11 protein-coding genes and 5 pseudogenes are annotated in these 12419 nt (G+C 54.9%); 7 read left to right on the plus strand and 9 right to left on the minus strand.

Annotated elements, in window-relative coordinates:
• Window positions 1–88: 88 nt before the first annotated feature.
• From OKC40_RS20560 to OKC40_RS20570, 3 genes and pseudogenes are all read left to right on the plus strand, one after another.
• Window positions 89–514, plus strand: a pseudogene (locus OKC40_RS20560) (nucleoside recognition domain-containing protein); the annotation flags it as partial.
• On the plus strand, window positions 511–978 hold the full coding sequence (locus OKC40_RS20565) for a YjiG family protein (RefSeq protein WP_026457021.1): 468 nt from the start codon (window positions 511–513) through the stop codon (window positions 976–978). The pseudogene OKC40_RS20560 and the gene OKC40_RS20565, both read left to right, overlap by 4 nt.
• Window positions 979–1012: 34 nt before the next feature.
• Window positions 1013–2137 carry a M20 family metallopeptidase gene (locus OKC40_RS20570; protein WP_210555960.1) on the plus strand — a complete coding sequence of 375 codons (1125 nt, stop codon included), beginning with the start codon at window positions 1013–1015 and terminating at the stop codon, window positions 2135–2137.
• 67 nt (window positions 2138–2204) lie between these two features.
• Here the strand turns inward: OKC40_RS20570 and OKC40_RS20575 are convergent, their stop codons facing one another.
• Both OKC40_RS20575 and OKC40_RS20580 read right to left on the minus strand, forming a co-directional pair.
• The gene (locus OKC40_RS20575; protein ID WP_372587210.1) at window positions 2205–2993 is read right to left on the minus strand and encodes a substrate-binding periplasmic protein; all 789 of its coding nucleotides are present in this window, start codon (window positions 2991–2993) and stop codon (window positions 2205–2207) included.
• 59 nt (window positions 2994–3052) lie between these two features.
• Window positions 3053–4114 (minus strand): annotated as a pseudogene (locus OKC40_RS20580) (winged helix-turn-helix domain-containing protein); the annotation flags it as partial.
• A 162-nt stretch (window positions 4115–4276) separates the two neighbouring features.
• On the opposite strand from OKC40_RS20580, the gene OKC40_RS20585 reads away from it, so the two are divergent.
• Complete coding sequence (locus OKC40_RS20585) at window positions 4277–4846, plus strand: recombinase family protein (protein WP_011191339.1); 570 nt, start codon at window positions 4277–4279, stop codon at window positions 4844–4846.
• A 293-nt stretch (window positions 4847–5139) separates the two neighbouring features.
• Here OKC40_RS20585 and tet(E) read toward each other — a convergent pair whose 3' ends face one another.
• On the minus strand, window positions 5140–6357 hold the full coding sequence (tet(E), locus tag OKC40_RS20590; RefSeq protein ID WP_017411290.1) for a tetracycline efflux MFS transporter Tet(E): 1218 nt from the start codon (window positions 6355–6357) through the stop codon (window positions 5140–5142).
• 80 nt (window positions 6358–6437) lie between these two features.
• Here tet(E) and OKC40_RS20595 point away from each other — a divergent pair, with 80 nt between their 5' ends.
• On the plus strand, window positions 6438–7070 hold the full coding sequence (locus tag OKC40_RS20595) for a tetracycline resistance transcriptional repressor TetR(E) (RefSeq protein ID WP_017411289.1): 633 nt from the start codon (window positions 6438–6440) through the stop codon (window positions 7068–7070).
• Here OKC40_RS20595 and OKC40_RS23005 read toward each other — a convergent pair.
• Both OKC40_RS23005 and OKC40_RS20600 read right to left on the minus strand, forming a co-directional pair.
• Window positions 6956–7345, minus strand: a complete 390-nt coding sequence (locus tag OKC40_RS23005) for a DUF7673 family protein (protein WP_425306231.1) — start codon at window positions 7343–7345, stop codon at window positions 6956–6958. The two genes, OKC40_RS20595 and OKC40_RS23005, sit on opposite strands and share 115 nt — an antisense overlap.
• Window positions 7346–7360: 15 nt before the next feature.
• A complete protein-coding gene (locus OKC40_RS20600; protein WP_094762260.1) occupies window positions 7361–8068 on the minus strand; it encodes a hypothetical protein in 708 nt (235 codons plus the stop codon).
• A 121-nt stretch (window positions 8069–8189) separates the two neighbouring features.
• Between OKC40_RS20600 and OKC40_RS20605 the strand changes: the two are divergent.
• A pseudogene (locus OKC40_RS20605) lies at window positions 8190–8482 on the plus strand (Mu transposase domain-containing protein); the annotation flags it as partial.
• Window positions 8483–8782: 300 nt separating this feature from the next.
• Here the strand turns inward: OKC40_RS20605 and ampC are convergent.
• The 4 genes and pseudogenes from ampC to OKC40_RS20625 form a co-directional block, all read right to left on the minus strand.
• Window positions 8783–9928: a CMY2/MIR/ACT/EC family class C beta-lactamase gene (gene ampC / locus OKC40_RS20610; RefSeq protein WP_101618176.1), complete on the minus strand. Its 1146-nt coding sequence runs from the start codon at window positions 9926–9928 to the stop codon at window positions 8783–8785.
• A 201-nt stretch (window positions 9929–10129) separates the two neighbouring features.
• Window positions 10130–10450 (minus strand): annotated as a pseudogene (locus OKC40_RS20615) (IS30 family transposase); the annotation flags it as partial.
• Window positions 10451–10460: 10 nt separating this feature from the next.
• Window positions 10461–11492, minus strand: a complete 1032-nt coding sequence (locus OKC40_RS20620) for an IS630-like element ISAhy2 family transposase (RefSeq protein WP_171268907.1) — start codon at window positions 11490–11492, stop codon at window positions 10461–10463.
• Between the two features lie 106 nt (window positions 11493–11598).
• Window positions 11599–12237 (minus strand): annotated as a pseudogene (locus OKC40_RS20625) (IS30 family transposase); the annotation flags it as partial.
• Here OKC40_RS20625 and OKC40_RS20630 point away from each other — a divergent pair.
• Window positions 12136–12419: hypothetical protein (locus tag OKC40_RS20630; protein ID WP_270796807.1), on the plus strand; the 284-nt coding region annotated here is incomplete at its 3' end. The pseudogene OKC40_RS20625 and the gene OKC40_RS20630 sit on opposite strands and share 102 nt — an antisense overlap.

Genomic DNA, 12419 nt, shown 5'->3' on the forward strand with positions numbered 1-12419 from the left:
TCGACACTCTTTATCCGCCCCCGGTCTTCACATTTAGATTATTCAGATTAGGCGACAACTATTCTGACACCGGGGGGAACACTACGGCGCCCTGGATGCCGCCCGCAAGCTGCTGACCCCGCTGCTGCGCCCGCTGATGGGGATCCCTGGCAACACGGGCCTGGCGCTGATCGCCTCCCTGCAGAGTACCGATGCCGGCGCCGCCATGACCCGCCAGCTCAAGGATGAAGGGCTCATCACCAAGCGCGAGACCGACGTCTTCACCATGTTCCAGTTCTCCGCCGGTGCCACCATAGTCAACTTTTTCTCCTCCGGCGCCGTGCTGTTCACCCTGACCCTGGCCGATGGCAGCCCGGCGGTCAGCTCCTCCATCGGTCTCGCCGTGGTGGTGATGTTTGCCTTCAAATTTGTCGGAGCCAACCTGTTTCGGGTCTACCTCAACCTGACCGAAGGCAAAAACAGCGACAACACCCAGCACGCCACGACCCCCAGCACTCAGGAGCAAGCCAAATGAGCCAGGCCAACGTCAAGAAACCCATCGTCACCGATATCTTCGTCGAAGGGGCCAAGAAGGGATGGGTCATTGCCACCACCTCCACCGTCCCCAACGTGCTGATGGCCTTCGTCATCATCAAGGCGCTGCAGATCACCGGCGCCCTGGACGCCATGGGGGCCATCTTCTCCCCCATCATGGCGGTGTTCGGTCTGCCCGGTGAGGCAGCTGCAGTGCTGATCGGCGCCTGGATGTCCATGGGCGGCGCGGTCGGCGTGGTCATTACCCTGTTCGATCAGGGGATCCTCAACGGTACCCACATCGCCATCCTGGCCCCCGCCATCTACCTGATGGGCTCCCAGGTGCAGTACATGGGCCGCATCCTCGGCTGCATCGGCACCGAAGGGCGCTACATCCCCATCATGGTCGCCATCTCAGTGCTCAACGCCTTCGGCGCCATGTTGGTGATGAACATCCTTCTCTGACCCTTTTCGTACAACCACACAAGTGGAGCAACCGATGACTTTTTCTCTGGATGAATACCTGGCCGAGCTGGCCCCTCTCATCAACCTGGATTGCGGCTCATTGCACCAACCTGGCATAACCGCAGTGGCTGATCTGATGGCCGCCAAATACGAGGCCATGGGTGGCTGGCACATCAAGCGGGTCGACTGCGGGGTAGCCGGGGTGGGACTGGAAATTCGCAACCAGCCTGATGCCGAGCAGATCGATGTGATGTTGATTGGCCATATGGACACCGTCTTCCCCCTCGGCACCGCCGCCGCCCGCCCGCTGAGCGTCGATGGCGAGCGGGCCTACGGTCCCGGCGTCTCCGACATGAAATCCGGCCTGCTCAACATCGTCCATGCCCTGCGCGCCCTGCCCCGCGAAGTGCGCGACAGCCTGAGCATCTGCGTCTGCATGAACCCGGACGAAGAGATTGGCTCCCTGCACTCCAGCGACTGGCTGGCCTCGGTGGCCAAACAGGCCCGTCAGGTGCTAGTGGCCGAAGCAGCCCGTGCCGACGGATCCTTGGTCAAAGCGCGCAAGGGGATGGCTCGCTATCGCCTCGATTTCACCGGCAAGGCGGCCCACGCGGGCAACGAGCCGCAGAAGGGGCGCAGCGCCATCACCGAGCTGGGTCACTGGATCCTGGCCATCAATGCCCTCACCAACTTCGAGAGCGGCACCACCCTCAACATCGGCATCGTCGAGGGGGGCAATGGCGCCAACATAGTGCCGGCCCATGCCAGCGCAGTCGTGGACGTGCGCTTCTGGGACAATCAGGAGTACAGCCAGGTCAACGACCGGCTGCTGACCCTGGCCGAGCGCCCTCATCTGGAAGGGGTCACCATCAAGCTGACTCGCGAGGCCCACAAGCCGGCCATGGTGCCGTCAGAAGGCACCAAGGCCCTGATGGCCATCGTGGAAGAGTGTGGTCAAGAGCTGGGTCTGCCCATCCGCTGGCAAGAGGTCGGTGGCGGCTCGGATGCCAACCTGACCGCCGCCCTCGGCATTCCGACCCTGGACGGTCTGGGCCCTATCGGCGCCGGTTTCCACAGTGACGAGGAGTATCTGGATCTGGCGAGCATTGCCCCGCGCATCGAGCTGCTGGTGAAGGTGCTGACCCGCCTGGCCGCGTGATATCCCCATCCATGGCCAAGGCCAGCCGGTTTGCACCGGCTGGCCTTTTTTATATCCGGCGACGCCGTCACTCCAGCGGCGGCAGAAACTTCGCCATCACCTTGCCGGTATGCCCCTCCTCCTCAAAGGCCACCAGCGTCTTATCCAGCTGAGTAATGAGCTCCTGAGCCCGCGGCGATCCCTTGCTCACCATCAGGTAGAATCCCTTGCGATTGGGTAGGCGCAGATGGGTCAAACCGGGTTCACTCTGGTAGATGCCAAGGCTGAGGCCGCTTAGCAACGGCTCGACCGAGTTTGGCAGAAAATCGCAGCGCCCCCGCGCCAGCAGGTCGAGAGCCTGCTGCAGCCGCTTGACCCGCCGCAGCTTCTTGTTGATGCCATAGGGGGCATAGTTGTAGCCAAGCAGTCCGCACATCCGGCCGCGGCTGGCCACCTCCAGATCCGGCGCCTCGGGGAAGCGGCGCTTGAGGTAGAAGAGACCGAGGCGGGTGTGATAGAGGGGAACACTGTAGTAAACATGGGCCGCCAGCTCCGGCTTGTAGCTGGCATCCCAGGTCAGCTCGCACAGGCCGTTTTGGCCATAGTCGACCAGCTCCTGCTTGACCCTGGCCCATGGCAGGTAGCGGATCTGGGGAGACAAACCATTCTGGCGCAGGGCATCGAGCACCAGGGTCGCCGCCGCCCCGGTCAGCCGTTCGGGTTCCGGCACGCCGTTGTGGCGCACCCAATAAGTGTAGGGAGGCCATTCACTGCCATTGCCGAGGCAGATCCGCACCGGCGCGTCACTCTCCTGTGCCGAGGCGACCGGCATCAACATGGCAAGGATCATGCCCGACAACAGCCAGAATCCCTTCATCCCTCTTCCTCCATGTGCCAATCTCCTGAGTGCAGAGCGTCTTGCCCTCTGTGCTACCCTCACAGCCCGTGCTCCGGGCGCCATAGCGCCAACAGGAGGGGCGGAATATCGCCATAGGCCAGGGTCGGCGTCTGGTGCCACTGCGCCAGCTTTTGCAGCGCCTTCCCCAGCTCCCCTGCCAGGGTGCGGGTCACCCTGACCCCAGCCTCCAGATAGAGGTTCTTTATCTCGAAGATCCCCTGCTGGCGATGGGCCTTGGCATCCATCCGGCCCACCAGTTTGCCGCAATGCAGCAGCGGCAGCACGAAGTAGCCGTACTGGCGCTTGTGCGCCGGGGTATAGCACTCGATGCGGTAGTCGAACTCGAATAGCTCGCGGGCCCGCCTGCGATCCCACACCAGAGGATCAAAGGGCGACAAGGCCGTGGTATGGGTCGCCCTGAGGGTGCCCCCCTGCGCCTTGACCAGCTCGTCAGCCAGCGAGGCGTGGACGAAGGCGCCGTGCTGCCATCCCTCCACCCGCACCGGAAACAGCTCTCCTTCGTCGGCCAGTTGATGGAGCAGGGCATCGTATTTGCCGCGTCGCAGCCGGTAATAGTCGGCCACCCAGCCGGCCTTGACCAGCCCCAGCGCCCGGCAGCTGGCACGCACCATCTCTCGCTGCGCCGTCTCCGGGCTCGGCAGATCCCGCTCGTCGCACCAGCCGGGCATGACCCGCTCTGCCAAATCATAGACCCGCTGGAAGTTGCGCCGCTCGCGCACCATCAGGCGCCCCGCGGTGAAGAGCACCTCGAGATGACGCTTCTCCGGCTTCCAGTCCCACCAGCCGTTGCCCTTCTCTCCCTGGCGGGCAAAGTCGGCTGCTCGCACCGGCCCCTGCTGGCGGATCTGCTCGAGTAGCCGGTCAATGTCCTGCTGATGGGTGGCGAGCCAGTGGGCCGAAAACTTCCAGCCCATGGCGGCAGGATCCAGCATGCGATGGCGCAGCAGCCGGTAATCCTCCCGGGGCACGAAGCAGGCCTCGTGGGCCCAGTATTCGAAGAGGTCGCCCTCGGCCAGCAGCCGCTCCAGCCAGACGGGATCGTAGTGGCCGAGGCGGCTGAACAGCACCAGGTAGGGGTTCTAGGGATTTTCCGTCCAAATGCGACATTCAGACTGCTAAGTGATTGATTTATTGTGACTGGCTATGTGAAGCGCCAAAAAAGTAATACCCCTCTGGAGGCCGCGGACGGCGTGGCCTCCAGAGCACTTTGTCGTTTTTGGACGGAAAATCCCTAGAACCCCATGCTGATAGGTTACGCCAGGGTATCAAGGGACAAGCAAGAAACGGCGCTGCAACTGGACGCCCTGGACAAGGCCGGGTGTCAGCGCGTTTACGTTGAGAAGCTATCAGGGGCCAGCACAGAACGCCCAGAGCTTGAACGGTGCCTAGATACCTTGAGGGAAGGGGATACGTTGATTGTGTGGCACTTAGACCGACTGGGAAGGAGCATCAAAGACCTGATCGAGATAGTCAGCTCGTTGAAGCGCCAGGGGATCGGGTTCCGCTCCCTAACCCAATCAGACATAGACACCACAACGGCGAACGGGGCTCTAGTGTTCCATGTGTTTGCGGCCTTGGCTGAATACGAACGCGCACGACTGCAAGAGCGCACACGGGCCGGGTTGGAGGCAGCAAGGGCAAGAGGGCGACGCGGTGGGCGACCCTTGGCCATGTCAGATGAAGACGCCAGGAAGGCAAGGGCCATGCTGTCGGATGTAGAGATAACGAAAGCTGAAGTTGCAAAACACTTTGGTGTGTCTAGGCCGACTTTAAACGCAGCATTGGCGAGATTGTCGCCATCTGATACCTAGCTGAAAGCCGCATCATAGCTCACTTCTCGCACTGCCATTTAACATAAAAAAGCATTATGCGCTGACACAGATTGGCATGGTGGCTTGCAATTGTGGAAGACAGTTCTTTATTCTGTTTACCATACTTTCAGTATGGCGACAGTCGTTATGGAGTAGCGTTAATACTACTCAAATAGTATGGCTTGCATTGTAGGTTCTCGTAGTAGTCCAATGTGCTACATTCACAATTTCTGATGCTGTGCAACGGTCGGTTTCACGTCTAGGAATTGGGGGCATACAGTTACCATTACCATTTAAAGAAATGGCTGTGAATTGCTCTGATTTTTCGGGTGGGCAGCCCTGCCGGGATAGAAAAACCTCAGTATAGTCAGTGCAACTACATACAATCCGCATCCAACTATCCACACCCAACCATTCCAAGATTCGTGGGTTGCACTATACAAAAATGCAAAAATAAGTGGACCGATTACACCCGTGAGGTGTGTCAAACTGGTCAGCAACCCTTGCAATTGTCCTTGTGCTACCTGACCGACACGAACAGATATAATTCCCTGCAAAGCGGGAAGAGTTATGCCACCACAAGCGAGTAACAGCACAACTGGCCAAACCATCCAGCTTTGCGTAATGACTGCCAATAAAAGTAGGCCACAGCCATCAGCCAAGATGCCAACCACGATAGCTTTCTGATCTCCCAAATGTTTAGCGATAAAACCAGCAGCAAGTCCTTGAAACAGTGCGTGTGTAAGCCCAAACACAGCCAATGAAACACCGACCATTACGCCATCCCATACGAAGCGCTCTTCTCCGAATAAAACCCATAATGTTGCAGGGATTTGGCCAATCAATTGAATGATGAAAAAGACAACTAGCAATCCCGATAATGGGGAGATCATCTCGCGTATGGAGGATGTGGTTTCATTGATTGTTTCATTCTTTATCTCGTCACTAACCTGATTAGCATTATGGGTCTCATGTAAAATGAATAGGGAGACCAGAAATGCCAGCCCGTTAATAGCAGCAGCGAACATAAACGGTGCCTGTACCGAAAGTTGACCTGCAAAACCACCAATGACTGGTCCAGCAATCATACCGCCACCAAAACAGGCACCCATCATACCAAACCAATGTGTCCTGGATTCCTCAGGTGTGACATCGGCAATTGTTGAGGCTGCAACAGCTCCAGTCGCACCGGTAATACCAGCAATTAAGCGTCCCAGATACAACACCCACACTACGCTGGCTGTTGCCATTAATGCGTAGTCCAGTGTTGCACCTAAAAGTGAAAGTAATAATACAGGGCGACGACCTATGCGATCTGACCAGCGGCCGAGAAGAGGGGCAAAAATCACTTGCATCATTGCATACAGCGCCAATAAAACACCGTAGTTCTCCGCAACATTAGCCTTTCCAACAAACTCCCGTAATAACGCCGGTAAGACAGGCATAATTATGCCAATCCCCATGGCATCTAAAAAAATGATGACCAGTGCCATCATCACAGTGCGGTTCATAGTTAACGCTCTCTATCGGTGATAGGGTTTGAAAAGTAACTCTATCAGTGATAGATTGTCAACAGCGAAAGGAGATAGTGATGGCACGACTAAGCTTGGACGACGTAATTTCAATGGCGCTCACCCTGCTGGACAGAGAGGGGCTAGAGGGCCTGACTACGCGTAAGCTGGCGCAGTCCCTCAAAATTGAGCAACCGACTCTGTATTGGCACGTGCGCAACAAGCAGACCCTTATGAACATGCTTTCAGAGGCAATACTGGTGAAGCATCACACCCGTTCAGTACCGTTACCGACTGAGAGTTGGCAGCAGTTTCTCCAGGAAAATGCTCTGAGTTTCCGTAAAGCATTATTGGTCCATCGTGATGGAGCCCGATTGCATATAGGGACCTCTCCTACGCCCCCCCAGTTTGAACAAGCAGAGGCGCAACTACGCTGTCTATGCGATGCAGGGTTTTCGGTCGAGGAGGCTCTTTTCATTCTGCAATCTATCAGCCATTTTACGCTGGGTGCAGTATTGGAAGAGCAAGCCACAAACCCGACAGAATACAATACAGTGATGGACGCTGTGCCACCATTATTACAGGAGGCATTTAATGTTCAGACGAGAACCACTGCTGAAACGGCCTTCCATTTCGGGCTGAAATCATTAATAGTTGGATTCTCTGCACAATTAGATGAAAAATATATGTCCATCCAGGGTAATAATAAATGATGCTGTCTATGGGGCAGTACTAACGGCAGGGCCAGCGCTTCACATGCGCGGCCAGTGTCCATAAAGTCCGGGTCATTCTCACCATGCAGGCGATACCAAGTAAGCAACTCCACTGCGATGGAAAAGTGCTGTTCATCCAACCCACCCACGCGGCTCAGGTCGGCAGGCCAGTTGCGGCCATTCCAGAGCGATAGCACGATCCCCCGCAAGGTGATTGCGGCACCATAGCCATTCAGGAGAATGTGCCGGTGAGTCAAAAACGGTGATTCCTTCATTACTTTGTTTTCCCCTTAACTATCATCCCCTGAACGCATATGACGATTCCCAAAATCCTTAGCTCCAGACTCACCTAGCGAAACCGATGCCTGTGCCGCAGATATAGCTTCTGCCACCCAATCGCCGTCAATCCCTGGCACAGTCGGGAGTGCGGCGGCCACATCGTCAGGGATGGCCTTAATCCACTCCTGATATCCGAGCGTAGCCTCCAGCAGAGAGCACAGGCGTTTCATCAGATCATTACGTTGTTCAGTCACGGCCAACAATTTGCCAGTGGTATGAACATGGGCCTCGGATGCCAGAAACGCTTGGTCAACGAGCCCGCGCAGATTGAGCAAACCAGACTCCAATCGCTCGATGGTGAACTCTTCTCCCGCACAGCAAGCCACGCAGGCGGCAATTCGACGGTTGTTCATCTCGTCATCGGGGAAAACAGGGGCAATCATATGGGCCGCCTCGCCTGACAGCGTGTATCTGACCACGGACTGTACGGTGTTCGCATATTCTGGTTCGTCGTCGCTGTTCAGATTGATCGATGCCTTCACCATGTAGAGCCCTGGCACATCAGTGTCGATGCCAGCGCAGTTGGCCCAGCCAGCCTCTGAAATGTCATCCTGCACCATCCCTAGTGCCCGCTCATCGGCGCTTTCCAGTTCGATCACAGAGAATTGGTTATTGAATCCGATGGCCACCAGGGCTTGAAACTCTCGCCAGTATTCCATGCCTCGCTTTCCCCTTAAGGGGTTTGATGGCCAATGGAACGAAAACGTACGCTAATAACATAATTAATTGTTTATATTAAAATTTAATGTTCTCAGTTCTCCCTTTAAAATATCCTCCGGTAGCGTGAACGTATATAGGCAGTTCGTTACACAGCAGGTGCTGCGTCATAACCAGCGCAATCAGGATCTGGTCCGTCAGGAACTGGCACTTCTGAAGCCCCTCCCTCAGCGGCGGTGTGCTGACTACGAGGAGTTGTCTGTCCGGGTCAGAGCAGTAGTACCATCAACGTCCGACACGTTGTGTACAGCGTACCATCCAGACTTATCGGACAGATGCTGAAGGTTCGTCTGTGGGATGACAGACTGAGTTGTTACGTTGGCAGCGATGAAGTAGTTGACGCGTACCGGCCAAGGTAGTTGACGTCTAATACGCAACGGCCTGGTTCAATACGGCTCAGATGAGCCGCTTACATCCGATCACCAGTGCCTCATACTGAAAGTGAAGGCTCGGAGTAATAGAAGGCGATGAGGGAAAGTGAGGAAATTACACGCTCATTGCCCTCCGAAATAGCCGTTTATCTTCGCCAGACTGCGCAGGGGATACCGTGGAGAGCCCATAGCCCCTATATGTTGAATATAGGGGCTATGGGCACTCTATTACGTAATCATACTGGCCAACAGGTTGGGACCCGTTCAGAAGAGGGGCCCTGCCATTTACTGTAAGGCGTTAAGAATGCGATACGCAGCTTCCACTCGAGAGGGAATGGGGTAACTTTTGTTCGCTAGAATGACGATACCGAGTTGTTTTTCAGGTATAAATGCGACGTAACTCCCAAAACCTCCTGTCGAACCCGTTTTATGTACCCATGAAGCCGTTACCGCCGAAGATGGGGGGAAAATCTCACTAACGGTTTGCGGAGAAAATATATCTTTAGGACTGCCACTGTTAAGTAATGTCTTTTCATTGAGCGGCCAATTGAGCATTTCCCAACCCAACCCCTGATACATGTCACCTACTTGCCAGTACCGCGACTGAGCAAGCAAAATTCCCTTTTGCAGTGAGGCATCTTTTACTTCGGAAGGTTCCATATTGGCCAACACCCAACTTGCCATATCCTCTATTGTGGATTTCACACCGTAGGCTTCGGCATCCATCATACCTGGAGTAACGCGAACCGCTTTTCCATCGCGGTAGCCCCATGCATAGTGTTTTTCTTCTTGTTGTGGAACCTGTATCCAGGTATGCGATAGATTTAGTGGCTGGAATACGCGTTTGATCATCGCTTGTTCAAAGTTCATGCCGGAAGGTTTAACGGCAAGTTTGCCAAAGAGCCCAATACTGGCGTTCGAATAAAGTCGCTTTGTGCCCGGTGTCCACTGCGGCTGCCAGGTCTCATAATAATTCTGTAATGACACTTCATTGGTCACATTATCCGGTATCTGGAGTGGTAAGCCACCGGCAGTGTAGGTTACCAAATTCAGCAAACTAATCCCTTCCCATTGATTCCCGGACAGCACTGGCCAGTATTTACTCACAGGATCATTCAGTTTAATTTCACCACGCGCAATGGCATCCCCCCCCAGAACACCGGTGAAGGTTTTACTCACTGAACCGAGCTCGAATAAGGTCTGTTTCGTGACGGGCTGTTTACCGGCAATATCGGCCATTCCCCAGATAAAGTAGTAAGGTTGCCCCTGATAGATCACCGCCGCTGCCATGCCAGGAATGTCCTGTTCTTTCATCAACGGAACAACGACATTATCAACGATATCGTCCAGTTTTTTTTCCGTTGGCGTTACTGCAAACGTAGGACCTGATGCGGCGATCAATAAGGCACAGAAAAGCGTCTTGGGTATCATAACTATCTTCCATAATTGAGAGTTGAAGGTTTTCCCCTGAATAATACTGTGAGTGGTCACACCTCGGTCGAACCAGGGCCGACGCATGATCATTCTTTGCGCTAGTTGATCAAGTATCGATCAGTTGAGCGGCGCCAAGTACGATTTTAATTGTACCTTGCGTTGCCGCGAATTCAACTCCGAAGTGCAACACCCGCCAAATCAAGCAACCTGTCGTAGTTCATCAAACACGATCTGCGGTTGCCTGAAATCCAAACATTTGCGCGGTCTAAGGTTGAGTCGCCGCTCGAAGGCCGACAACTCATCCGGGCTGAGCTGGCTCAGGTCGCTGCCCTTGGGCACATACTGCCGCAACAAGCCATTGCTGTTCTCGTTCAGACCTCGCTCCCACGCGCTGTATGGATGCGCGAAGTAAAACTGGGCATTTAGCACCTTGGCTACTCGCTCATGTTCCACAAATTCACTGCCATTGTCCGCGGTGATTGTATGAACATGTGCCTTGTAGGGCTCTAAATAACTGATCCTAATAGTGCTACACCTTCGCTGTGCCATAGCCATTCCCGGGGAAAGGAGATACGGTATCCATGAAGTGTTTCACTCGAGCCAGCAGGTTGGCCATCCCTCTGCATTGATGATTGCGCGTGATGGTTTCATGCAACTTGTGCCACAGCCGTTCTATGTGATTAACCCAAGGGCTGTAAACTGGCTGGAACACCAGGCAGAACTTGGGGTTCTTCTTCAACCATCGCTCGGTCTGTTTGCTTTTGTGAATGATGTAGTTATCGAGGATCAGTGTGATGGTTTTGGCTCGTCGGTAGTGGTTGCGTAGCTTTTCCAGCATGGCGATAAACAAGGATGAGTTTTTCTTTATCCCACTGACGTAAAGCACTCTTCCGTTGCCTGCATGGAGAACGCCTGCCAGGTAATGTTTGGCGTTCTGTCCCGGTGTGACAACCCGCTTTTGCTGCGCTCTGAACATCCAGTCGGCTCCTAATTTGGGATTGAGGTCTATATCGACTTCATCCTCATAAAACACCGGATTATCGGCATCACAGCGGGCCAGCGCGGCGTCGATATTCGCCATTTTCTCCTGATAGGCTGGGTCTTTTATCCGCAAGGTTGGTACGGGCCTGCGCCAGACAATACCCATACGAGGTAACCATCGGCGGAGCGTGGAGGCTGCCATGTTGAGGCCTGTTAACCGATTGATTTTGATAGCCAATAGTTCGGTACACCAACGGCTGCGCTGATAACCAAAATCTTGCGGAGAAAACTGCATGAGCAGCACCAGTAAGGTGACAATCTTGGCGACAGGTAAGACCGGGGCACGGCCAGCCGGTAAGGCTTCCAAGGCGTCCACGCCTTCATCCCGATACCACCGAAGCCAACGACCGATGGTCGAGCGAGCAGCGCCGGTAAGGTGATGAACATCAGTGATCGTACGTCCTTCATGTAACAGCAAGATGGCCATCAAGCGACGAGCATGCCCTTTATCACGCGTGGCATGGATGATTTTGTGAATGCGGCGCCGTTGTGGTCGTGGCAGGGGTGGTAGGATAGGCATCAACTCAGTCCTTTTGGTGTGGCTTGTTTTGTTTCGCGCCTAATGAGATCGCACAAACTGGACTGAGTTCCCTTCCTCCGGTGATCTACTATTCGGAACAGCTATTTAGCATGCAGATGATGGCATCGGCCACTGCAGCTGCCGTCTTGGCAGGCACATACTGCACTAGGTAGAGTCGGCTCTTACGCTCGGCCAGTGTCACGATGGCACCACTACCTTGTTTGCCCGAAACGGTATCCACCTCCCAGTCACCCAATCGGCTACGAGAGTCGACTATCGCTGGGCGCTCATCGATCGATACCGGGTTGGGGATCACGCAGCGCTTGGCATTCTGTCCCTTACGGTAACGTTTGTGGCCTTGCCGCAAGTGACGGAACAGCTTGCCACCGTTGGCCTTATCCTGCGCCACATAGCGGTAGATCCACTCATGACTGACAGGGCAACCAATGCGCCTGCAGACCGAGCTTATCTGCTCCGGACTCCAGTCTGCGGCCAACGCCATGGTCACGAAAATAAGGGTATCTTCCGGGACACGATATTTGCTGCTGGAACATCGTCGCAGGGTGGCCGATTGATGAGCCTCTGCTGGTTGATAACCTTGCGCACACCGGTTGCGACGGAGTTCGCGACTAATGGTGGATGGATGCACACCCACCTTGCGGGCAATCATTGCTTGGCTCAAGCCATGGTCATGAAGGCAGGCGATCTGGTATCGTTGTCCTTCGGTCAACTGATGGTATCTCATGGTGTTCCGCTTTGTTTCTTTGGCGAGAAGAAGCGTACCAGAACCGGCAGTTGGCCTCTTCTCTCCTATGCACCATGGGTGTTGCAGTTATTATCTGAATTCGCGATTCTCTCTCCTCTTGGAAGACTGGTTGAAAGAGCCAGGAATATTTCCAATAACCCATTAAGTCAATCCCTCTACAC

It is taken from the genome of Aeromonas sp. QDB11, from assembly GCF_027705265.1.
Taxonomy (GTDB): domain Bacteria; phylum Pseudomonadota; class Gammaproteobacteria; order Enterobacterales; family Aeromonadaceae; genus Aeromonas; species Aeromonas allosaccharophila.

Bases quoted from the DNA above. Each gene is read 5' to 3' on its own strand.
- OKC40_RS20565 (WP_026457021.1), top strand. From the start codon at position 511: ATGAGCCAGGCCAACGTCAAGAAACCCATCGTCACCGATATCTTCGTC.
- OKC40_RS20570 (WP_210555960.1), top strand. From the start codon at position 1,013: ATGACTTTTTCTCTGGATGAATACCTGGCCGAGCTGGCCCCTCTCATC.
- OKC40_RS20575 (WP_372587210.1), bottom strand. From the start codon at position 2,993: ATGAAGGGATTCTGGCTGTTGTCGGGCATGATCCTTGCCATGTTGATG.
- OKC40_RS20585 (WP_011191339.1), top strand. From the start codon at position 4,277: ATGCTGATAGGTTACGCCAGGGTATCAAGGGACAAGCAAGAAACGGCG.
- OKC40_RS20595 (WP_017411289.1), top strand. From the start codon at position 6,438: ATGGCACGACTAAGCTTGGACGACGTAATTTCAATGGCGCTCACCCTG.
- OKC40_RS23005 (WP_425306231.1), bottom strand. From the start codon at position 7,345: ATGAAGGAATCACCGTTTTTGACTCACCGGCACATTCTCCTGAATGGC.
- OKC40_RS20600 (WP_094762260.1), bottom strand. From the start codon at position 8,068: ATGGAATACTGGCGAGAGTTTCAAGCCCTGGTGGCCATCGGATTCAAT.
- ampC (WP_101618176.1), bottom strand. From the start codon at position 9,928: ATGATACCCAAGACGCTTTTCTGTGCCTTATTGATCGCCGCATCAGGT.
- OKC40_RS20620 (WP_171268907.1), bottom strand. From the start codon at position 11,492: ATGCCTATCCTACCACCCCTGCCACGACCACAACGGCGCCGCATTCAC.